This is a genomic window from Candidatus Blochmannia americanus (nom. nud.) (assembly GCF_059934915.1).
This window is the reverse complement of sequence record NZ_CP011792.1, coordinates 315,538-339,131: the sequence shown is the minus strand read 5'-3', so window position 1 is coordinate 339,131 and position 23,594 is coordinate 315,538. Positions and strand designations below refer to the sequence as shown.

Annotated in this window: 20 protein-coding genes; 4 read left to right on the top strand and 16 right to left on the bottom strand. The window is 29.6% G+C overall.

Annotated elements, in window-relative coordinates; translation table 11 throughout:
• Positions 1 to 34 precede the first annotated feature (34 nt).
• The 16 genes from Bamer462_RS01470 to rpsB form a co-directional block, all read right to left on the bottom strand.
• A complete protein-coding gene (locus Bamer462_RS01470; protein WP_500837931.1) occupies positions 35 to 367 on the bottom strand; it encodes a ribonuclease HII in 333 nt (110 codons plus the stop codon).
• Positions 368 to 527: 160 nt separating this feature from the next.
• Positions 528 to 650 (bottom strand): hypothetical protein, encoded by a 123-nt coding sequence (locus Bamer462_RS01465; protein ID WP_500837930.1) that lies wholly within the window; start codon positions 648 to 650, stop codon positions 528 to 530.
• Positions 651 to 678: 28 nt separating this feature from the next.
• A complete protein-coding gene (gene lpxB / locus Bamer462_RS01460; protein WP_500837981.1) occupies positions 679 to 1,830 on the bottom strand; it encodes a lipid-A-disaccharide synthase in 1,152 nt (383 codons plus the stop codon).
• 8 nt (positions 1,831 to 1,838) lie between these two features.
• Complete coding sequence (lpxA, locus tag Bamer462_RS01455; protein WP_500837929.1) at positions 1,839 to 2,627, bottom strand: acyl-ACP--UDP-N-acetylglucosamine O-acyltransferase; 789 nt, start codon at positions 2,625 to 2,627, stop codon at positions 1,839 to 1,841.
• 4 nt (positions 2,628 to 2,631) lie between these two features.
• Positions 2,632 to 3,087: a 3-hydroxyacyl-ACP dehydratase FabZ gene (gene fabZ / locus Bamer462_RS01450; protein ID WP_500837928.1), complete on the bottom strand. Its 456-nt coding sequence runs from the start codon at positions 3,085 to 3,087 to the stop codon at positions 2,632 to 2,634.
• A 101-nt stretch (positions 3,088 to 3,188) separates the two neighbouring features.
• On the bottom strand, positions 3,189 to 4,220 hold the full coding sequence (gene lpxD / locus Bamer462_RS01445) for a UDP-3-O-(3-hydroxymyristoyl)glucosamine N-acyltransferase (protein ID WP_500837927.1): 1,032 nt from the start codon (positions 4,218 to 4,220) through the stop codon (positions 3,189 to 3,191).
• Between the two features lie 3 nt (positions 4,221 to 4,223).
• Entirely contained in the window at positions 4,224 to 4,724 is a 501-nt protein-coding gene (locus tag Bamer462_RS01440) for an OmpH family outer membrane protein (RefSeq protein WP_500837926.1), read from the bottom strand.
• Between the two features lie 78 nt (positions 4,725 to 4,802).
• Positions 4,803 to 7,226 (bottom strand): outer membrane protein assembly factor BamA, encoded by a 2,424-nt coding sequence (gene bamA, locus Bamer462_RS01435; protein ID WP_500837925.1) that lies wholly within the window; start codon positions 7,224 to 7,226, stop codon positions 4,803 to 4,805.
• 42 nt (positions 7,227 to 7,268) lie between these two features.
• Entirely contained in the window at positions 7,269 to 8,642 is a 1,374-nt protein-coding gene (gene rseP, locus Bamer462_RS01430; RefSeq protein WP_500837924.1) for a sigma E protease regulator RseP, read from the bottom strand.
• A 33-nt stretch (positions 8,643 to 8,675) separates the two neighbouring features.
• Complete coding sequence (locus tag Bamer462_RS01425; RefSeq protein WP_500837923.1) at positions 8,676 to 9,536, bottom strand: phosphatidate cytidylyltransferase; 861 nt, start codon at positions 9,534 to 9,536, stop codon at positions 8,676 to 8,678.
• Positions 9,537 to 9,574: 38 nt separating this feature from the next.
• Positions 9,575 to 10,327, bottom strand: a complete 753-nt coding sequence (uppS, locus tag Bamer462_RS01420; RefSeq protein WP_500837922.1) for a polyprenyl diphosphate synthase — start codon at positions 10,325 to 10,327, stop codon at positions 9,575 to 9,577.
• A 153-nt stretch (positions 10,328 to 10,480) separates the two neighbouring features.
• Positions 10,481 to 11,674: a 1-deoxy-D-xylulose-5-phosphate reductoisomerase gene (gene ispC, locus Bamer462_RS01415; RefSeq protein ID WP_500837921.1), complete on the bottom strand. Its 1,194-nt coding sequence runs from the start codon at positions 11,672 to 11,674 to the stop codon at positions 10,481 to 10,483.
• Positions 11,675 to 11,778: 104 nt separating this feature from the next.
• A complete protein-coding gene (gene frr / locus Bamer462_RS01410) occupies positions 11,779 to 12,345 on the bottom strand; it encodes a ribosome recycling factor (RefSeq protein ID WP_500837920.1) in 567 nt (188 codons plus the stop codon).
• An 87-nt stretch (positions 12,346 to 12,432) separates the two neighbouring features.
• Positions 12,433 to 13,158: a UMP kinase gene (pyrH, locus tag Bamer462_RS01405; RefSeq protein WP_500837919.1), complete on the bottom strand. Its 726-nt coding sequence runs from the start codon at positions 13,156 to 13,158 to the stop codon at positions 12,433 to 12,435.
• A 215-nt stretch (positions 13,159 to 13,373) separates the two neighbouring features.
• Complete coding sequence (gene tsf / locus Bamer462_RS01400; RefSeq protein WP_500837918.1) at positions 13,374 to 14,192, bottom strand: translation elongation factor Ts; 819 nt, start codon at positions 14,190 to 14,192, stop codon at positions 13,374 to 13,376.
• Between the two features lie 82 nt (positions 14,193 to 14,274).
• Positions 14,275 to 14,967, bottom strand: a complete 693-nt coding sequence (gene rpsB / locus Bamer462_RS01395) for a 30S ribosomal protein S2 (protein ID WP_500837917.1) — start codon at positions 14,965 to 14,967, stop codon at positions 14,275 to 14,277.
• 320 nt (positions 14,968 to 15,287) lie between these two features.
• Between rpsB and map the strand changes: the two genes are divergently transcribed.
• From map to recD, 4 genes are all read left to right on the top strand, one after another.
• Entirely contained in the window at positions 15,288 to 16,085 is a 798-nt protein-coding gene (map, locus tag Bamer462_RS01390; RefSeq protein ID WP_500837916.1) for a type I methionyl aminopeptidase, read from the top strand.
• 461 nt (positions 16,086 to 16,546) lie between these two features.
• Complete coding sequence (gene dapD / locus Bamer462_RS01385) at positions 16,547 to 17,368, top strand: 2,3,4,5-tetrahydropyridine-2,6-dicarboxylate N-succinyltransferase (protein WP_500837915.1); 822 nt, start codon at positions 16,547 to 16,549, stop codon at positions 17,366 to 17,368.
• Positions 17,369 to 17,733: 365 nt separating this feature from the next.
• A complete protein-coding gene (gene recB / locus Bamer462_RS01380) occupies positions 17,734 to 21,267 on the top strand; it encodes an exodeoxyribonuclease V subunit beta (RefSeq protein ID WP_500837914.1) in 3,534 nt (1,177 codons plus the stop codon).
• A gap of 349 nt (positions 21,268 to 21,616) precedes the next feature.
• Positions 21,617 to 23,509, top strand: a complete 1,893-nt coding sequence (recD, locus tag Bamer462_RS01375; protein ID WP_500837913.1) for an exodeoxyribonuclease V subunit alpha — start codon at positions 21,617 to 21,619, stop codon at positions 23,507 to 23,509.
• The last annotated feature ends 85 nt before the right edge of the window (positions 23,510 to 23,594 follow it).

Sequence of the window (23,594 nt, the reverse complement as noted above, 5' to 3'; positions counted from 1 at the left end):
TTATAATTGATGATATATATATTATAATACAGAATCATCTATTAAGATCAGAAATTATATACTTTATAGGAGTAAAACTATTTCGATGATGCGAAATAGGGCTGTATAATGTTAGTTGCTCTAGGTGAAAAGAAGTAGGATACCCTTTGTTACAAGCAAATCCATATTTTGGATATTGTGTATCTAATATGATCATATTTTGATCACATGTGATTTTTGCAATAATAGAATCTGCGCTTTTAATCGCTATTCGAGCATCCCCTTTACTAAAACATTGGCAAAGTATTTCTGTAAATATTGGGGAATGACTTCTATATATTAAAATTAAATCTGGTTTAACAGATAAACTGTATACCGCTCGTTTCATTGCTAATAACCGAACTTGAAAAATATTAAAGCGGTCAATTTCTGTAACATCAGCATATCCAATTCCCTAAGCTACTACTTTTGTAGTAATATTTTGATATAGATTAAATCGTTTATTTTGAGTTAGTGTCTTGTCTGGAATCAGCTAACCCAGGAATTGGTTATATTGGGTGTAATATCACTGCAGCAGCAACTACTGAGCTGACTAATACTCCACATCCTGCCTCATCTACTCCCGCAATTAATTTAAATTTTTTTAATAAATAATTTTTTGGATATATCATAAAATTCATACCTATGTACTGAATAATATCACTGTAATCTGATTAACCTTAGGACTGCATGGGCTGCTTGCTCATCTGCATTACATTTAATGCTATAATGCAATTGTCTAAATTTTTTTTGCAATACTATAATATGTTGATTATTATCATCATTTAGTAAATCAGTTAGTGTACGTGCTAAATTTTCAGGACGACAATCATTTTGAATAAATTCTTTTACCAATTCATGACCTGCTAATAAATTAGGTAATGATATCCATGAAATATTTACTAAATTCTTAGCTAACATAAATGTTAAAGGATGCATGCGATAAGCTACAACCATCGGACATTTGACCAACATGCATTCTAAAGTTGCTGTGCCAGCAGTCACCAACGCAACATCTGCTGCCATCATTATTTCCCATGCCGATTGATTATTCAGTATACGATATTTAACCGATGTTGATACAATACCAGTAAATTGTTTTATGGAAGTCTGATTAGTTAAAGGTATTAAAATCTCAAGATCAGGAAAGTTATTTTTTAATAATTCAGCACATACTAAAAAATCATGAGCTAACATTTTAATTTCCCTGATTCTACTACCTGGTAATATCGCTAAACAATATACATCATTCGGAATACCTAATTTTCGACGAGCAGAAGCTTTATCTGGATTAATTGGTATTTGATCTGCTAATGAATGCCCAATAAATTGACATGGTATATTGAAGTAATCGTATATTTTTTTTTCAAACGGTAAGATCACCAAAATATTATCAGTAGCTTTTTTAAGCGCAAAAATACGCTTTTTTCTCCATGCCCATACTGATGGGCTAACATAATGAATCGTACGAATTCCACGCTTTTTCAGACGATTTTCTAATGAAATATTAAAATCTGGAGAATCTATACCAATAAAAACATCAGGTTTTAAATTAAAAAATCTACGAACTAAATTTCTACGAATATATAATAATCGTGGTAATTTCACAATGATTTCAGCAAAACCCATAACTGATAATTCTTCTATATTATACCAAGACTTCATATTTTCAGATTGCATATAAGGACCGCCAATTCCGAAAAAACATACTTTTTTTAGGTATTTTTTTAATGCACGGATTAATCCTGCTCCTAAAATATCTCCAGAAGCTTCTCCAGCTACTATACCTATAATAATAGTACGATTATTCATAGACATTTTTAACGAATAATTCCTCTTTGAGAGCGTATTAAAAAATCTACAAATTCATTGATAATTGGATGTTCTTTTGCTAATACTTTTAAAGCTACTTTAGCTGATTCAACAGTTTTATTGCTACGATATAAAATTTTATAAGCATCTCGAATAGCGTGTACAGCTGAACGATTAAAACCTCGTCGCTTTAAACCTTCGATGTTTAATCCAAAAGGTATCGCATGATTTCCTTGGGCTATTATAAAAGGTGGAATATCTTGAACTACTCCGGAACATCCTCCAATCATAACATGCGTTCCAATAAGACAAAATTGATGAATTGCGGTCATTCCTCCAATAATAGTGTGATTATCTACTCTTACATGTCCACCTAAGGTCACGTTATTAGCCATAACACAATGATCTCCTATTATGCAATCATGCGCAATATGTACATTAATCATAAATAAATTGCTATTTCCTATTTTAGTAACCTGTTTTCCTTGTATAGTACCACGATGAATCGTGACACTTTCTCTAATTTTATTATAATGACCAATTTCTATGCGTGTAGATTCTTTTGCATATTTCAAATCTTGATTTACTTCACCAAGAGAAGCAAATTGATAAATTTGATTATCTTCACCAATTTGAGTAATACCATTAATTACAATATGAGATTTTAATAAAGTTCTAGCCCCTATTTCAACCTGTGCACCAATAAAACAAAATGGCCCGATATATACGTTATCGTGAATGATAGCACCTTGTTCTATTATAGAACTAGGATGTATAATGGCAGATTGATGAATCATCAGTTTAAATTTCCTTTCTACGGGCGCACATCATTGATGCTTCGCAAGCCATTTCTTTATTTACTGTAGCTACTCCTTTAAAGCGCGCAATACCACGTCTTTCTTTTACAAATTCAACGTCAAGTATCATTTGATCTCCAGGTTGGACTGGGCGCTTGAATCGTGCTGCATCAATAGCAGCAAAATAATATAATTCACCTGGGGCTAATTTACCTGCACTTTTGAAGGCTAAAATACCTGTAGCTTGAGCCATAGCCTCTAAAATTAATACTCCAGGAAAAATAGGTTTACCTGGAAAATGACCTTGGAAAAATGGTTCATTAAAAGATACATTCTTTACCGCTCTTAAAAATTTTCCTTTTTCAAAATTTAGTACGCGATCAACTAGCAAAAAAGGAAATCGATGCGGTAACAGTTCTAAAACTTCCTCAATATGCAAAACACAAGTATCAGTAATCAAGATTTTCTATTCCTGTTTAAGATAATATAAGCCATATCAATAACATGTATCCTGTTCATCCTAACAGGATGAAGAATAAACTGCCCTAATTATCTTAAAAATTATAGGCACAGTATTTTTTTTAATTTTTGTTCTATAGTTTTTATACGTTTATTTATACTACTAATCCGTGTGATTAATGCAGCAGTTTTCCACCATACTGTATTGGGTTGAACAGGAAACCCTGATGAGTAAACACCGGGCTGTGTTATCGATTTAACTACCATACCCATTCCAGTTACCGTAACTCTATCACAAATATTTATATGCCCGTTAATCACACTAGCCCCGCCTATCATACAATACCGACCTATAGTTAAACTGCCCGCCATGATCACACCACCTGCTATTGCAGTATGCGCACCAATGGTGACGTTGTGTGCGATTTGGCACTGATTATCAATAATCACTCCGTTTTCAATTTTAGTATCATCTAAAGTTCCTCGATCAACAGTAGTGCAAGCACCTATTTCAACATTATCTCCAATTTTTACTGTTCCTAAGTGAGGGATCTTTATCCAAACACCACCGTCATTAATATATCCAAATCCATCAGACCCAATTACAGTTCCAGATTGTATTAAACAAAATTCGCCAATTTCTACTTCATGACATATAGTAACATTAGCCCATAACCGCGTACCTGTGCCAATTTTTGTCTTTTTTCCTATAAAACTACCAGAACCGATTATTACATCATCACCTAAAATCACTCCAGATTCTATAACCGCATTAGCACCAATTCCCACTCTTTGACCTAATATCGCATCTGGGGCAATTATTGCTCCAGATGCGATATTTTTTACTGATTTAGGAGTAGGATCCATTAATTGCGCTGTTTTAACATATGCAATATGAGGGTCTTGCACTACTAATGCGGCAACCTTGCATAAAATTAAATTATTTTTAGATAATATTACTGCTGAAGCACAGCAAGAACTTAGTTGATTTAGTAATCGCTGATCCTTTAAAAAAGTAATATGTCCTGTACGTGCATTATGTATAGAAGCAATGCCAGTAATAATAATATTTTCATCGCCATATAATTTAGCATCTAACTGTTTCGCTAAATCAGCTAGTCGCATTGCGATCATAACTTATCCAACTTGTTTCATTACAGAATTAGTAATATCTGTAATATGAGAACTATGATACACTATAGCATTAGTATCAATTACTATGTCATAATTTTCTCTATTAGCAACATTCGTTACTACATTATAAATTATGTTCAAAATTTTATCTCTTTCTTCTGTTTGACGTGAATGATTGTCCTGTTGAAATTCTTTAGCTTTGTTAGAAAAAATTTCACGTTGATTTATTAGTGATTTTTCTAATTCACTACGCTCTATAGCCTTCATAGCAGCGCCATCTCGTTGTAATGTTTGTATTTTCATTTGTAAGTCATGCTCCATATTTTCTAATTCAGTAGCACGATCTTTAAATTCATATTCAAGTTGTTTAATTATTTTTGCACGTTGTGAAGATTGTTGAAAGATATTAGAAATATTAACTATCGCAATTTTATCTGCAGCTTCAACAGGGTTAACTTGTATTAACCAAATAACTATGCTTAATAGATATGTCCACTTTTTCACTGTAAACCTCTTAATTTAATAAAATATGAAATGTATTATTTTAATAAAATATTTATTATTCCTATATAGCATCTAAATTTACCATGTTTTTCCGATACTAAATTGAAATGGTTCTTCCACATCTCCGAGATATTTTTTGATTAATTTTGAATAAGAAAAAATTACTGGTCCGATCGGAGATATCCATTTCAATGCCACACCACTAGATATTCGAATATTACTCGAAATACTATAATCTATAATACCAGCTGCTTGTGTTGCTTCAGTATTTTTCCAAAAAGTATCCCATACAGTACCTGTGTCTAAAAAAAGAGAAATACGTGCAATATCATAATTTTGTACATTAAAACATGTAATAGGAACGATTAATTCGGTTTTAAAAAGAGTCATTGCATTTCCTCCAACAGCATCTTGAGAGTTTTTTATCGCGCATGCGGCATAGTTTTGGTCAGAATAATTACAATGATAATAAGCAGCTTTTGGTCCTATGCTATTTAATCTAAATCCACGTATTGTTCCAATACCGCCAGCATAGAAATTATCATAAAAAGGACTTTCTCCTTTATACATGCTTCCAGAACAACCAACATATACAGAATTCATTAATATCCAATTATAATGTCGATCTAAAGGTATATAATTGGTATTATTAATTATGATTTTATAATATTGATTATTAGATCCCGGTAATGACAATATGCTTGACACATTAACATGTACGCCATGTGTAGGAAAATAAACATGATCCAAGTTATCAAAAGTCCAACCTGAAATTAATAAAAAATCATTCGCATGAAAATTAACAGCATTGCTAAAAAATTTATTATTAATCAACATTTTTGAATACATACTAGTAGATTCTAGATAACGCCATATTGCCACTTGAGGAGCTATTTTACTTAAATAATTAGATATGTAATTTAAACCTATATTTAACGTATTGTATTCAATAATTGGATATGCACAATTAATGTTAATACCGTAATTTTTCAAATTATAATCTGATAAACCCGTACTATTAGCATTTAAGTCATTAAAAAATACTTTTCCACCTATACTAATATTATTAGTACTACAATAAGGTTTTACAGCTGATATTTCAGCATAAGTTTGATAATGATTTTTAGTGCTAGCAACAGATATAGAATTGCCAGAACCTAACACATTTTCTTGGTACATTCCGAACTGTAAATTTATACCGCTCTCTGTTCCAAATCCAACGCTCAAATTCAAATTACCAGTATTACGTTCTTGAACTTTATAAATAACATCAATTTGATTGATACTATCTGGTACATATTTAATTTGAGCATTTACAGTTTTAAAATAACAAAGACGTCTAAGCCGATCTTGGTCCTGAATAATACGGGTATAATCTAATTGTGTGTGTTCTAAGTGATGTATTTCTCTTCGAATTACCTTATCTTTAGTAATATTATTACCTTCCAGGCGTATTTCACGTACATAAAAATGATGCCCTATATCAACATATACATATAATTTTACTGTTTTGTTTTTGTCATTTATATCAGATCCTATTGATACGATAGGATGAATGTAACCATATTTACTTAACATATATCGTATGTTGTATTCTATTTTTTGAATTTTATCGCTACTATACAATTCCCCGGGAGAAACTTTAATATATTCCATAATATTAGGGAAATAATCTGAGGCATTTCCATGCAATGCTGCAGAATCAAACGAATATTGCATGCCTTCAGTAATATATAAAGAAAGATGAATATATTTTTTATCTGATGTTAAATCAATTTGTGTTTCATCAATATGAAACTTAGCGTACCCATGATTTAAATAAAAATTACGTAATGTATCTAAATCGTGAAATAACTTTTGTTTTAGATATTGCCGATGAGATAATATCTTCCCCCATTTAATTTTTCTATACAACTTAAATTGTGATAATAATTGTTTTTCATGAAATACATGATTACCAAAAATATTGATTTGTTGTACTTTAGCAGTTTTACCTTCAGTAAATGTTATTTTCAAATTAACACGATTTCTTGATAAAGGAATAACTACAATCCTAGTTGTAGCTGTAAATTTACCAAAATTATGATACAAATTATCCAATTCTCGTTTTACTTCAAAAATAGAACATTCATTAAATGGTTCACCTGATTCGATTTTTTTAAAATTTAATGTTTTTTTTATTACATCTTCTTTAATTATTTTATTTCCACGAAAACTAATATTATCAATCACTGGGCGTTCTTTCACTTGAATTATAATAATTCCCTTTTCGTTGTTAGATATTGTGATTTCTTCAAAATATCCTGTCTCAAATAATGTCTTAATGCTATTAGCAACATCTTCATCACTGATAACAGCTCCAATTTTCAAAGGTAAATTAAACAATACTGTATCTAAAGCAATTCTTTTTAAACCGTTAAAAAAAATTTTATTTATAATGACATCAGCGCTGTATGCTATATCACTAATCATTAATAAGAATGCTATAAATATTTTTTTCATCTCATCATTATTATTTTTATATTTTTAATTTAAATTCAATAATTACCATAATCTAGATATATCATTGAAAAGCGCTAAACACATTATTAACGTAAGCATAATAGACCCAATGATATAACCAACACTCTGTATTTCTTTTGATATTGATTTTCCTTGCATTTTTTCTATTATGAAAAACAATAAGTGCCCACCATCTAATGCTGGTAAAGGTAATAAATTAACAATGCCTAAATTGATGCTGATCAAAGATAAAAACATGAGATAATAAATTAATCCAGATTGAGCCGATTCACCTGCTCCTTGAGCTATTGAAATTGGACCACCAAGATGGTTTATCCTAATATCTCCGGTAATTAATTTAAATAATGTATTGCTTGTTAGATATACTAATTTCCATGTTTTTTTGAAAGCTTGCAGTATAGCTAGATGTAATTCATACTGACGGATTGTATGAGATTCTGGCGGAATATAAATAATCTGCGGTAAAACACCTATCACTCCTTCCGATTTATCGGGATAAATTAAATATTTTTTACTTGGCGTTAAATTTAAATTTAATATTTTATTTTTCCTTTCTACAGTAATTTTAAAAGTTTTTTCTGGATTACTTTTAATAATTTTAATAAACAACTCCCAATCATGTATCAATTGATCGTCAATTGAAATTATTTTATCTCCAATTTTAAAACCAGCTCGTTGTGCAGCAGAATCAGATTTTATTTCTGATAATACTAATGATACATGTGTGTTAAAAGGAATGATACCCAATGCTATTATTGGATCCTTGTTATTAACAAATTGATTAAACCAGTTATGAGATAAATTAATGATATAAGTTTGCATACATGTACTATTCATTGTCGCCGTAGAAATAATAATTTTTTCTTTACCTATGCTATTAAAAATTTCCCAACGTACCGCATCCCAATCATGAGTCTGAATATTATTAATTGATTTAATTTCTACACCAGATGGTATATTCGATTGAGCAATAATAGAATTAGGTATCACAGCATGGATTATGGGCTTGTGAACAGGCACGCCTACCATAAAAACTAAAGCATATGATAGAATAGAAAAAATAAAATTAAAAATAGGTCCTGAGATTACAATAATACTTTTTTTCCAAATCCGTTGACACTCAAATGAGTTATCATATTCTTGATCGCAAGATATTATTTGTTCACGAGTGCTAAATAATTTAACATATCCTCCAAAAAGAATAACAGAAATCACGTATTCAGTATCATGTGAATCACGCCAACTCCATAAAACAGGGCCAAATCCTATAGAAAATCGCTCCACTTTTACTTTTAAAAAACGCGCGGCTATAAAATGTCCACATTCGTGGACTGTAATAAGTATTCCTAATGCAAGGATAAATGCAGTTAAATTCCAAATAAAATGTAATAACATGATTTTTATGAATTTTATCCTATAATAAAGATATTAATATAAACTTAATAATACCAGACAAGCAAAAATAGGCACTGCAGCAACTAAGCTGTCTATACGATCTAAAATTCCTCCATGCCCAGGAATTAAATTCCCGCTATCCTTAATCCCAGCTTCTCGCTTAAACATGCTTTCGGTTAAATCTCCTATTATAGAAGTGATAATTGCGATTATAGAATAAATAAATATAACTAATGGACTTATAATGTTTACAGGTATATATTTTATGCATAACCATGAAATTCCTGTTGCGATTAACATACCTCCAATACATCCCTCCCAAGTTTTTTTAGGAGATACATTTTCTAGCAACTTATGTCGCCCTATTATCTTGCCGATAATATATGCGCTCGAATCATTAACCCAAACTAATGTTACAATATATAGTACACACCATGTTCCCATAATGTCATCATTGATATGATGCAGTTGGAGCAACGTTAAAATCCCCCAAAAAAATGGTAAAATTATTAATATTCCGAAAAAAAAATGCAATGTATTAGATTTTTTCCAAAAAATAGCAGAGTTAGGATAAAATAATATTAACAAAAATGCTAACCCCCACCATACTATACTAACACTACTGAAAATATACCAAAAAATACGCCAATTTTTGCAATATAAATAGTTTTGTGATCCAACGGTCATCATCGTAATACACAATAATCCAAATATAACGCATATCCACACGCGATGTATATAAAGGGAAAAATGATGCATTTTGCCCCATTCCCATGCACTAATTAAACAAATGATAGATAAAAAAATTGAAAATTGTACGATAGGCAATAAAAATAACATAAAAACAGTAATAGGGATTAGGGTAAACATACTAATTAAACGATTGATTAACACATATTTTCTCTTTATTTGTGCATTTTATAGTACTTAAATTAAGTAGAGGCACTATTCCCAAATCGACGCTCTCGTTTCACAAAAGTATTAAGCGCCCTTTTAAATATGATATCATTGAAATCGGGCCATAATACATCTGTAAAAAATAATTCAGCATACGCTATTTGCCACAACAAAAAATTGCTAATACGATGTTCACCTCCTGTTCGAATTACCAAATCTACCGGAGCTAATTCATTCATACAAACGCATTGGCACAGAGCATCTTCATCAATTTGGTTAGGACTTAATATTCCTTTCTGCACTTGCGTAGCAAGTTGTTTTACTCCTTGGACAATATCCCATCGGCCTCCATAATTTGCAGCAATATTAAGCGTAAGTCCAGTATTGTTAGAAGTTAATTTTTCAGAACTGCGTATATTTTTTTGTAATTCAGCAGAAAATCGATTAATATCTCCTATGATTCTTAGTTTAATGTTGTACTTATGTAGTACATCTATTTCATTATTTAGTGCATGAGAAAATAATTGCATCAGAGAATCAATCTCTTTATCGGGACGTTTCCAATTTTCGCTGCTAAATGCAAATAAAGTCAACGCATCAAATCTATAATTAATAGCAAAATGAACAGCACGTCGGACCGCGTTAAACCCGGCTTGATGCCCAACAATACGTAACTTTCCTCGTGTTCTTGCCCAACGGCCATTACCATCCATGATGATAGCGACATGGCGGGGTAATAAATTAGATGAAAAAGCGCCAAGATCTTGATTATGTTGAGATAATATCACACTTATTTATTTTCCAAATTAAATACCTTTATATTAAGGAAAAAGTATTATTTATAATAATTACTAACATAATTACAAATTAATGAAATTTCATTACAAATTTTATACTACACATATAATAACGTGATAATTTATTGCAAATAACATTATTTATTATGTAACACATATAGATCTTGCTTTGTCACGAGCTTTTTGATCAATATATAAAATACTTTCTACATCATTAGGATCATCTACATTTATTGCATCAAGTACACGGCGAATAACATCAGGAATTGCGGTGAAAGAAATTATTCTATGTAAAAATGCTTCTACGGCAATTTCATTTGCTGCGTTTAAAATAATAGTCGCTGCTTGACTACAATTATCAGCATCTATTGCTAATTGTAAGCAAGGATAACTTCGAGTATCTAATTGATCAAAGTATAATTTGTTAAGGCAGTGTATGTTTATATTAGATAAAATTTGTAATTCAATTCTATTAGGATAAGCCATTGCATGCGTGATAGGAATTCTCATATCTGGAGGAGCTAAATGTGCTAACACATTACCATCTTTGTAGTATACCATAGCATGAACAATAGACTGAGGATGTAATACAAGTTCTATCTCATTAGGTGTGGCATTAAATAAATGACGTGCTTCAATATATTCTAATCCTTTATTCATCATGGTAGCGGAATCTACTGATATCTTACGCCCCATGGACCAATTAGGATGAACACAAGCTTGATCTGGTGTTATTGTGGTTAATTTTTCTTGTGGTATTTTAAAAAAAATTCCTCCGGATGCTGTTAGCACAATACGAGATATACCGCATTCAGCTAAAGAAATATGTCCCAAATTCTTCTGGCATGTTAGGGGTAAATTTTGAAAAATTGCATTATGTTCACTATCGATAGGCAAGATTTGGGAACGATAGCATTTAGCTTCTTGCATAAACAATTTGCCACAAGTAACTAAAGTTTCTTTATTTGCCAACAATATTGTCTTACCAGCACGTAATGCAGAAAAGGTAGGCTGTAATCCAGCAATTCCCACTATCGCGGACATAACCATATCAACATCATCAATTGCTGCTAATTCACAGGCATGTATTACGCCAGATAATACTTCAATATCATATTTCCCAGCTGTGATTAAATTTTTTTTCAATACTCTCGCGGCATCTTCACATATCATGCATGCATATTTAGGATTCATTGTTACACATTGTTCCGTCATTAAAGAAACATTATTTTTAGCAACTAATGCATATACACAAAATTTATCAGTATGTTGTTGTATTACGGAAAGAGTAGCTTTCCCAATGGATCCGGTACTACCCAAAATTGTTAAAAATCGCATATGTATAAGTTAAAGTACTCATTTAAATGTAAAATAAAATTAAATTTATTTTGTTTATGACTAGTGCGTACATAAACAAACATCTATTAGTGTATAATTTAATATCAAAAACTCATTAATTCTGATTCTTTTTCTATTAAAATAGAATCAATTTCTTTTATCCAAATATTAGTTAATTTTTGAATTTCATTTTGAAAAAAATGCTCTTCATCTTCATTAATTTCTTTGTTTTTAAGTAAAATTTTGGTTTTATCATTAGCAATACGACGTACATTTCTCACGGCTATTTTACTTTTTTCTGATTCAGCACGTACCATTTTTATTAAAGTATGACGGCGCTCTTCGGTTAATAACGGTAATGTAACCCGAATAATATTTCCATAAGACACAGGAATTAATCCTAAATCAGACATAAAAATAGCTCTTTCTGTTGATTTGATCATTTTATGATCAAAAACCGTAATAGCTAATGTGCGCGAATTTTCTATTGTAGCATTAGATAATTGAGACAATGGAGTTGATATTCCATAGTAGTTTACTCGAATACCATTTAACATATTTGGAGAAATACGACCTATATGAATACTATTTATATTCGTTTTAAAGTTTTCAATGCATTTTTTCATATGTATTTCTAAATTTGTCTGAATATTATTAATTTTATTAACCACATCATATACCTCGGCTTTATATTTCTAAATTAAAAAGTTAATTTATGTATTTTTACGTATTCATTTTAAACATTGAAATTTCTTAAATTATTTAGTTATTAAAGTCCCTTCTTTATATCCCATTATTATTCTTTTTAATGCCCCAAACTTATTAATATTAAATATACGTATTGGTAAATTATGTTCTCGTGCTAACGTAAATGCTGTTAAATCCATAACTTTCAACTCACGCTCTAATACATCCTGATAGCTTAATTGTTCATATAGCGTAGCGTCAGGATGTTGGATTGGATCAGTAGAAAACACACCATCTACTTTAGTAGCTTTAAGTACTACATCTGCTTTAATTTCAATGCCCCGTAAACAAGCTGCAGAATCAGTAGTAAACAAAGGATTTCCAGTTCCGGCTGCAAAAATTACTACCCAATTATTAGATAGTAAATTAATAGCTTTTATCCAATTATAATGATCACATACCCCATTTAATGGAATAGCTGACATCAAACGAGAATGAACATAAGCGCGGTGCAATGCGCTCCTCATAGCTAATCCATTCATTATAGTGGCCAACATACCCATGTGGTCTCCGACTATACGATTCATACCAGCTTTAACTAATCCAGTGCCACGAAATAAGTTACCACCTCCCATAACTATACCTATCTGCACACCTATATTAACTAGTTCTTTAACTTCTACAACCATTCGGTTTAATACAGTAGCATCGATCCCAAAACCTTCGGTGCCTTGTAGAGCTTCTCCGCTTATTTTAAGTACAATACGCCGATAAATTGGTTTCGTGTGAGTTACCATTAATTACATTCCTCACAAAAACGGCATAAATAGAAGCAAATAATAACTTAGTTAAGTATTAAAGTATAATATACATGTCAATAATTATTCCAATTTAACCAAATATAATCAGTACAGTTTTTATTGTTAAAAAAATAAAAACACTATTTCAAAAAAAACTAACAATGATCTATGTGAGGTGATTAAAGATTCATGTAATAATATAAAATATTAATTTACATATCTTCACCTAGTTCAAAGCGAGCAAAATTATTAATTCTAATGTAATGCTCAGTCAATAACTGTTCTATTGTTTTGTTAACGTCCATTATGAAGTTTTGTTTTGTTAATACAATATCATTTATAAATTTATTCATGCGTCCTTCGGTTATTTTTTTTGAGATTTCGTATGATTTTCCAGATTTCATAGCAATATCCATTTGAATATGATTTTCACGAATTATTACATCTTCTGGAACATCATTTACATTAAGATACTTAGGGTGTTTAGCTGCAATATGCATAGCAATATGTTTTATTAAGTTTCCAGTTACATTACCACTAGCAGTTACTAGCACACCAATTTTTGATCTATGCACATAACATCCTAAACAATCACCCTGTAATGCAACAAGCCTTCGGATATTGATATTTTCCCCAACTTTTGAAATTAAATTAGAACGTTGTTCTTCAAATCTAGTTTTTAGTATATCAATATTACTGATCTGTTCATTTAATGCTGTAATAGTAACAGCTTTGGCGAACTCTTGAAAAGTACTATCTTTAGCTACGAAATCAGTTTCACAATTTATTTCTAATATGAAACCATACTGTTCATTAGATGTGATTTCTACTATGATTAGACCTGATGATGTTGAACGTCCGGATTTTCTATAAACAGTTTTTAACCCGGATTTCCTCATGTTATCTATAGCTAATTCCAAATTTCCATCAGCTTTAATTAAAGCTTGTTTACATTCTACAACACCAATGCTAGTACGTTTACGTAATTCTTTAATTAAATCATTATTAATATTAATTATTTTTTCTTTCATAAGATATCATCATATTAAAAATATATATAAGGAATACGATTTTATATATTTAATTCTCAACATAATTACTATTGTACAGTAATTATGTTGAGAATTGGATGCCATTCGCATGCATGACATTAGATATGATATTTAAATATAAATTAATCGCGCGTACAGCATCATCGTTGCCTGGAATAACAAAATCTATTCCATCTGGGTTAGAGTTGGTATCAACTATTGCAAAAACCGGGATTCCTAAACTGTTTGCTTCTTTTATTGCAATATCTTCATGTGTCGCGCCAACAACAAAAATTGCATCTGGAAGTCCACCCATATTTTTAATGCCTCCCAAACTATTTTCCAGATTAATAAGTTCTCGATTCAAGATCAATGCTTCTTTTTTAGTTAATTTCTGAAAAGTACCATCTTGAGATTGAGTTTCTAAATCTTTTAAACGTTTTATGGATTGGCGTACTGTTTTCCAATTGGTTAACATTCCGCCTAACCAACGGTTATTAACAAAAAATTGATTACAGGCCAATGCTGTTTTTTTTACCGCTTCACTAGCTGCGCGTTTGGTGCCCACAAATAAAATTTTACCCTTTAATGAAGCAATTTTATTTAATTCAATTAAAGCTTGTTTGAACATTAAGATAGTTGTTTCTAAGTCAATGATATGTATTTTATTTCGCACGCCAAAGATAAAAGGTTTCATTTTAGGATTCCAATAACGAGTTTGGTGTCCAAAATGGACACCAGCCTGCAACATGTCACGTATAGAAAGTTTTTCCATTATACACCTCGATTGATCATTAAATAGATTACTTATAATTTTAATAGTTATTGATATTTAAATATAGATAGTCATATGATATATATTATAATAATTTTAATAAATTAGATATAAAGGGTATTTAATACAATAGATTAAAACAGAGAAATGATTAACATATATTTTCCAAAAGTATATAATTATTTACTAATAATGAATACAGATAGATTAATATTTACATAATTTATTTTTTTTAAGTCAATAAATTAATCTATACACAATATCATATAGGTGATACATTAAAATATTATGTGTTCATCATTTAAAAATTATAATATATTATGAAAATTATTATTAAAACACTTACAGACATTGCAAAAATGCGCATTGCTGGAAAGTTAGCTGCAGAAGTATTAGAAATGATAGAATCGCATGTAAAACCTGGTATTAGTACTGGAGAGTTAGATATTATTTGTCATAATTATATTACACAAATAAAGCATGCTGTTTCTGCTCCTCTTGGTTATCACGGTTTTCCTAAATCTATTTGCACCTCAATTAACGATGTAGTGTGCCATGGCATTCCAAATGATTCTCATAAATTAAAAGAAGGTGATATTATAAATATTGATATTACAGTAATTAAAGATGGATTATATGCTGATACTTCTAAAATGTTTATCGTTGGTCAATCGACAGAATTAGGATATCGATTATGTCGAATAACTCAAGAAAGTCTTTATTTAGCAATTCGTATGATTAGACCAGGAATACGTTTAAGAGAAATAGGTCGAGTCATTCAAAAATTTGTTGAAGAACATAATTTTTCAATAGTAAGAGAATATTGTGGACATGGAATTGGAAAATTTTTTCATGAAGCTCCCCATGTATTACACTACGATACTAATGATGAAGGTGTTATATTAAAATCTGGTATGACGTTAACAATAGAGCCTATGATCAACGCAGGTACCCGCCATATTTATACTGAAAATGACGGATGGACAGTAAGAACAAAAGATCACAATTTATCTGCACAATACGAACATACTATTGCTATTACAAAAACCGGGTGTGAAGTATTAACCCTGCGTTTTGATGAGTCTTTGCCAGCAACTATTTCTCACTACAATCAATAGATTATACTTACATTGTTAATATATTTTTAATATGTTTTAAAACATATTAAAAATATATTTTCATTAATACAAAATTACAAATTTTTCTATATAAAAATACAAATTATGATATTTATTATTTTTATTTAAATGCATTAAAATAGCTATTGCTTAAAAAATACATTACTTATTCACATACTGCTACTTATCTCATGGAGGATAGGAGTCAGTTATTAACGTGATAGTATTAATTTATTAGAATGATAATTGGTTATCAGTGCATACCAGTCCGTATAAGTAAGTTTTATCTTAGGATATTAATATTATATACCTTTATATAGATATCGATTTGTGATTCGGAAATACATTCATAGTCGTAAAATTTTAAGTGCAAATTTATAATGTTTACCTAAACAAAAAATTATTTTAAAATTAATAAAAATAAAATCTTAAATAAATTATATATTATGGATATGAAACACATGAATCAGTTACAAAAAATAATAGAAAGTGCCTTTGAAAAAAAAGAATATATTTCACAGAATAACATTAACCCCACCGTCAATAATGCTATTAACGAAATCATGGATGGATTAGATAATGGAACATTACGTATATCAGAAAAAATTAATAACACATGGATTACGCACCAATGGCTAAAAAAAGCAATTATGCTTTCGTTTTATACTATGGACAATCAATTAATAACCTGGGGAAATGGACGTTTTTTTGATAAATTTCCTATGAAGTTTTCCCAATGGGATGCCGCGCGTTTTAAAAATAAAAAATTGCGTATAATTCCCCCAGCTACTATACGTTACGGGGCTTATATTGCTTCTAACACAGTAATTATGCCTTCCTACATCAATATTGGTGCTTATATCGATGTGGGGACAATGATCGATACCTGGGCCACAGTTGGATCTTGCGCACAAATTGGAAAATATGTTCATTTATCTGGAGGCGTTGGAATTGGAGGAGTCTTAGAACCGATTCAAACTAATCCAACTATCATTGAAGATAATTGTTTTATTGGATCTCGTTCTGAAATTGTAGAAGGCGTAATCGTTGAAAAAGGTGCTGTTATTTCTATGGGAGTGTTTATCGGTCAAAGTACTAAAATATATGATCGTGACAGCGGTAATATATATTATGGACGTGTACCAGCTGGTTCAGTTGTAATTCCAGGAAGTCTGCCATCTAAAGATGGTCGTATCAACACGTACTGCGCGGTAATAGTTAAAAAAGTCGATTCTAAAACCAAAGACAAAGTTAAAATAAATGATTTATTGCGAGACATATAAAATATTTATACACTTGTATCAAGCATCTTATTTTACAGGATGTTTAATTTTTTTATTTTAATATTATTATTATCATAAATATTGTTTATACTTATTATGTAAAGAAATTGCATTCTCATTCATTTAATTGATATATGTAAATTTGATTAATAATGGTTAATTGCACAAGTAATTCATAAAGACATATTTTTATTACTCCAAGAAAACTAATGCCTTATTTTTATAGTAGATAATATTTTAGTACTATTATCGTATCGTTTTTACATATTATTAAACACATAAAACGATAAAAATATAGTTTTTAATAAAATATTGTATTATTTTTATATTTTTAATCGAATGTATATATCTCTATATATAATAACATGTACAACTTAAATGTTTTAGAATTACCTTTATATGGAATTAATTTAATCGAAGCGTCAGCAGGAACTGGTAAGACATATACTCTTATAATAATTTATCTGAGATTATTATTATGTGTAGGGAGCAAAAAAGATTTTTCCCGCCCTTTAACTGTAAAAGAAATACTCGTAGTAACTTTTAATAAATCTGCGACACAAGAACTACGCTCTCGTATAAGAGAGAATATTCATCAATTTCGATTAGATTGTATACGTGGATATAGTAATAATTTTTTATTTTCTAAATTATTATTACAAATACATAATATAGATCTAGCCATAAATCAGTTGTTTGAAGCAGAAAAAAAAATAAATCAAGCATCTATATTTACTATCCATGGTTTTTGTCAAAACATTTTAAATCACAATACAATTGAATTAAACATGTTATTTAATACAAATATCATTGATTATGAAACAACATTATATCAACAAGTATGTAATGATTTTTGGAGACAGAATTTCTATTCACTTCCATTAAACATAGTCAGCTTAATTCAAGAATATTGGAAAGATCCAACCACTCTTTTAAATGATATTCTTCCTTATATATATCAACCTAAATTTAATCCTGATGATTACAGTATACATACAGAAAAAAAAAATATCGTAACTTATTACGATCAGATAATTAATTGCATCAATAATATTAAAAAACAATGGCATGAAAATAAATATAATATAATTACTACTATCAATTCTTATGATATTAATCACAAAATATATAATAAAAAAAACTTAATACGTTGGATACATAAAATTAATCAATGGGTTGACCAACCAACAATTGATCATACTACGCCAAACGATCTGAAACGTTTTAGAACAACAACACTAAATATACATAATAATCAAAAATCTGATCGTATATATACTTTGTTCGACTTAATAGAAAAATTATATCACTGGTCATTATTATTTAAAACACTAATATTTGATATGGCAATAAATGGTGTACGTAAAAGTTTAAACAACACCCAGCATTTAAGATCAGAAATTACATTTAACGACCTTATTGATGTATTAGCTTACAATTTAACTAAAAATAAAGAAAATAGATTAGCACATATCATACGAACATGTTATCCGGTAACGATTATTGATGAATTCCAAGATACAGATTGGCAACAATTTAAAATTTTCCATACACTATATAATAATTATTCAAAAAATGGCCTTATTTTAATAGGAGATCCTAAACAATCAATTTATGCTTTTCGTGGTGCTGATATATTCGCGTATATGAAAATACGTCGAACAATATTCAATAAATATAACCTTAATATTAATTGGCGTTCATCACCAAGTATAGTTAATGCTATTAATCAATTGTTCCAATCAGTTTCTAATCCATTTATTTTTGAAGATATTCCTTTTATTCCATCAGTAGCTGCTACCCGAAACAATATGTATCGGTTTCTGATAAATAATCAATTGCAACCAGCTATGTGTTTTTGGTTACATCCCGATGATATAGTTACAATAAATGACTATAAACAAGCAATGGCGAAAGAATGTGCCAGTATTTTGCATAATTTATTGCATGAGATACGTAATGGGACAGCTTGGTTAGAAGATGAAAAACATAGGAGAAAACTAGAAATATCAGATATAACTGTACTAGTACGAAATCATGAAGAAGCATCGCTTATTCGTTCTGCTTTATTCAAAGTAAACATATCAACAATATTTTTATCGAATCACAAAAATATTTTTGAAACAATAGAATCTTATGAATTATCATTATTATTGCGTGCAATCTTATTTCCAAACCAGCACACAATTTGTACTGCCTTAACAACTATTTTTTTTGGTTTAAATGCAACTGATATTGAAAGTATTCATAATAATGAATCTAAATGGGAACAAATACTTGAAGAATTTTCTGAATACTATTCCGTTTGGAAAAAACAAGGTGTATATCTGATGATACAGAAAATAATTTTTTATTATAAAGTACCAGAAAAGTTATTATCTATACAAACAGGTGAAATTAGTTTAATAAATATTTTACATTTAGGTGAATTGCTACAAAATGCTTCAAAACAACTACAAGATGAACATGCACTCATGGAATGGTTAATATTCAAAACAACACAACCAAAAAACACAAAAATATCTGATCACACCCTACGATTAAGTAATAATCATCAATTAATAAAAATTAGTACAATACATAAATCCAAAGGATTAGAATTTCCATTAACATTTTTACCATTTGCAGCAAATTTTAATTATAAAAAAAATCCTGTTTTCCATGATAGGGGAACGTACGAAACCCATTTAAATTTTAATACATCAGAATCTGATTTAATATTGTCAGATGAAGAACGTTTATCGGAAGATTTAAGACTATTATATGTAGCAGTAACTCGTAGTATTTATCATTGTTCTATAGGTATTGGTCCAATAGTACGCCGATATAAAAAAAAATCTAATACCAGTGACGTACATCGAAGCGCTTTGGGATATTTAATCCAAAAAAAAACTTCTGGAAATGGAGAAACATTAAGACAACATTTAAAAAAACTAAGCATTAATTCAAATGGTGATATTTCTTTTCGTATTATTCCGAAGTCTAATACACTCTTGTATCCTGATTTATTCATTACATCTAATCAATTTTTATCTGCAAGAAAATGGAATAAAACATCAGTCAATATTACTCCATGGAGTATAACAAGTTTTAGCACGCTAAAACATACTGATATTATAACACGTTTAGATTTCAAAAAACAATTAGACATTAGCGAAAACATTCAGAATCAAGAAAATGATGCCCCATTAACATCACATACTTTCCCTAAAGGAAAAGTATGTGGAAATTTTTTTCACAGTATCTTCCAAGTTTTAGATTTTAGAAAACTTGTAGATATGAAATGGTTATACGCACACATGACAAGATACAACATTGATCCTATTTGGGGGTTTGTCATTCGAGAATGGATATATATAGTACTTAATACACCACTTAACAAGGATAATTTAAGTCTTGCGCAAATAATTCCTAAAAATAAGAAAACTGAGATTAAATTTTATTTACCTATTAAACCCTATTTAAAATCACAAGAATTAAATATTTTATGTAAAAAATATGATCCCCTATCACTTCAATCTTCATCGCTTACTTTTTTGGATATACAAGGCATGTTGCAAGGATTCATTGATTTGGTCTTTCGTTGGAATCATAGATATTATTTGTTAGATTATAAAACCAATTGGCTAGGAAAAAATAATGATTCTTATGTTTATCCCAAGATAGTGCAAGAAATGATTACACATCATTATGCATTGCAATATCAAATTTATACTTTAGCACTGCATCGGTTTTTACGCAATAGACTCATATCCTATAAGTATGAGAAAGACTTTGGGGGAATATATTATTTATTTATACGAGGTATGGATGGAACACCATGTAGTAATGGGATTTATTTCTTTCGTCCATTATCGACATTCGTTAACAAATTAGATAATTTATTTTCTCAAAAATAACCTAAATATCATTAAATATAGAATATGGAGATTATTTTATAAAACAAAAAAATATATTTTTAATACACAACACAAATATGATGTAATGTATTAAAATTAACATACTTATTTATTATTGAATAATACAACACAATAAATTACATACAATGATAATAAAATAAATTACCTATATTGAAAATATATACACATATGCATAAATTATCAAAATGAAATTTAAAAATCATGATTACTTGTTTTCAACTAAAAGTAATGCATGTGTTTCTCATGATTTGAATATATATATATATATATATATATATATATATATATATATATATATAACATTATTAAACTGTAAAAATTTTTTTATATGAAAGATATCGCAAAAAAGATGGTAAAACTAGGACTATGGCATACATTAGATGTACAATTTGCAGATGTAATGACTCTACCTATTTCTGATGATAATCAATATAACATAAAAGAAGCATTAATATTGGCTAGCGCGACCTTAAGTGCTAGTATTAGATCTGGTCACATTTGTTTACCTCTATGTTTACTTACTCCTGATAAATTATTTCAAAGACATTATCCAGAATTAACGTATGCAGTATGTAAAAAAATAGGACAAATATCTGTAGCCGATTGGCAAGAATTATTGATGTCTTGTCCTTCAGTTAGCAATGGGTCGCAGATCACCCCATTAGTATTAGAAAACAAACGTTTGTATTTACGCCACATGTGGGAAGATGAATGTATAGTTGCACAATTTTTTAATCATAAATATCAATCAAATATTTTTCAAAAAGAAAAAATAATTTATGTATTAAATCAATTGTTTCCTATAATTTATACAGAAATTGATTGGCATAAAATAGCTACTGCTATAGGAATAACACACCAAAGAGTATTAATCTCTGGAGGACCTGGTACTGGAAAAACATCGATTATAGCTAAAATAGTAGCGGCACTGCTACTATGTAGCAACAATAGTAACCTAAATATCAAGATCACTGCTCCAACAGGAAAAGCAGCAGCTCTTCTAACTGAATCTTTTAAAACCACAATAAATAATATTCCACAATTAGAAAAGTCTTTTTTATCTAATTTACCAGAAAAAGCAACTACTCTACATAATTTATTGGGAGCACGATTATATAAGAAACACTTTCAATACAATAATTTAAATCTTATACATTTAGACCTCTTGGTAATTGATGAAGCTTCAATGGTCAGTTTGTCTATGTTAGCTCAATTAGCTTTGATACTTTCACCTCAAACAAAAGTTATTCTCTTTGGTGATCAACATCAATTATGTTCGGTAGAACCTGGGTCTATATTTAAAGATGTATGCCAATTTGCTAATTTTAATTATTCTCATAAACGTTACCAAGAACTTATTGATGTTACGGGTTACACATTACCTTTAATATCTCCTTCTAAATCATCTGCGCATTATCATTATAATAACATTATTGACGGCACATGTATACTCAGGAAAAATTATCGATTTCATGAAAGTTCAGGGATTAACCAACTAGCTAATGCTATAAATTCAGGAGATTATAATCGTGCGTTATCATTATTACACTCAAAAGTATACAAAGATTTATGCTATAAATATTTTATAGAAAAGGAAAGCTATATCACTATGATCATTAATTGTGCAATGACATATTCCAACTATTTGCAAAAATTACAACGCGCTAAAATATTGACAACAAAAATTTTAGAAATTTTTAATTATTATCGAGTATTATGTGCGTTACGTGATGGTCCATTCGGAGTAATAAGACTTAATTATTATATTGAGCAAATATTAAGTGAAAAAGGATTGATTCAATTAGATAATTCTGGTAATTATATAGGCAGACCCATTATCATTTTGCGCAATAAAGCATCATTAGGGTTGTATAATGGAGATGTCGGGGTGTTGCTATTAAATGATAAAAATAAACTGTCTGCGCATTTTCTTTTAATGCAAGGTACTATAAAAGTTGTACAAATCTATCAATTACCAGAATATGAAACTTGTTTTGCTATGACTATACACAAAGCGCAAGGGTCTGAATTTCAACATGTCGCGATAGTATTGCCTAATAAACACACACCAATACTAACACGAGAGTTATTCTATACTGCTGTCACTAGAGCTCGTCAATGTCTGTCTCTATACGCCTCAGATCATGTAATAATACGCAGTATCTCCCTTATCACGCAACGTTACAGCGGGTTATATGACAAAATAAAAAAATATGTGTGATAGTGTATTGTATTATATATGGTTCAACGAACTAAAATTTTTTGTGTTGGATACTTTCAATATCTTAATGTGATAATGATATATA

Coding starts and splice junctions, on each gene's coding strand:
- lpxD (WP_500837927.1), bottom strand. CDS start 4,220: ATGATCGCAATGCGACTAGCTGATTTAGCGAAACAGTTAGATGCTAAA.
- rseP (WP_500837924.1), bottom strand. CDS start 8,642: ATGTTATTACATTTTATTTGGAATTTAACTGCATTTATCCTTGCATTA.
- map (WP_500837916.1), top strand. CDS start 15,288: ATGAAAATTATTATTAAAACACTTACAGACATTGCAAAAATGCGCATT.
- Bamer462_RS01470 (WP_500837931.1), bottom strand. CDS start 367: ATGAAACGAGCGGTATACAGTTTATCTGTTAAACCAGATTTAATTTTA.
- recD (WP_500837913.1), top strand. CDS start 21,617: ATGAAAGATATCGCAAAAAAGATGGTAAAACTAGGACTATGGCATACA.
- pyrH (WP_500837919.1), bottom strand. CDS start 13,158: ATGGTAACTCACACGAAACCAATTTATCGGCGTATTGTACTTAAAATA.
- bamA (WP_500837925.1), bottom strand. CDS start 7,226: ATGAAAAAAATATTTATAGCATTCTTATTAATGATTAGTGATATAGCA.
- tsf (WP_500837918.1), bottom strand. CDS start 14,192: ATGAAAGAAAAAATAATTAATATTAATAATGATTTAATTAAAGAATTA.
- lpxB (WP_500837981.1), bottom strand. CDS start 1,830: ATGAATAATCGTACTATTATTATAGGTATAGTAGCTGGAGAAGCTTCT.
- dapD (WP_500837915.1), top strand. CDS start 16,547: ATGAATCAGTTACAAAAAATAATAGAAAGTGCCTTTGAAAAAAAAGAA.
- recB (WP_500837914.1), top strand. CDS start 17,734: ATGTACAACTTAAATGTTTTAGAATTACCTTTATATGGAATTAATTTA.
- lpxA (WP_500837929.1), bottom strand. CDS start 2,627: ATGATTCATCAATCTGCCATTATACATCCTAGTTCTATAATAGAACAA.
- ispC (WP_500837921.1), bottom strand. CDS start 11,674: ATGCGATTTTTAACAATTTTGGGTAGTACCGGATCCATTGGGAAAGCT.
- Bamer462_RS01465 (WP_500837930.1), bottom strand. CDS start 650: ATGATATATCCAAAAAATTATTTATTAAAAAAATTTAAATTAATTGCG.
- rpsB (WP_500837917.1), bottom strand. CDS start 14,967: ATGGAAAAACTTTCTATACGTGACATGTTGCAGGCTGGTGTCCATTTT.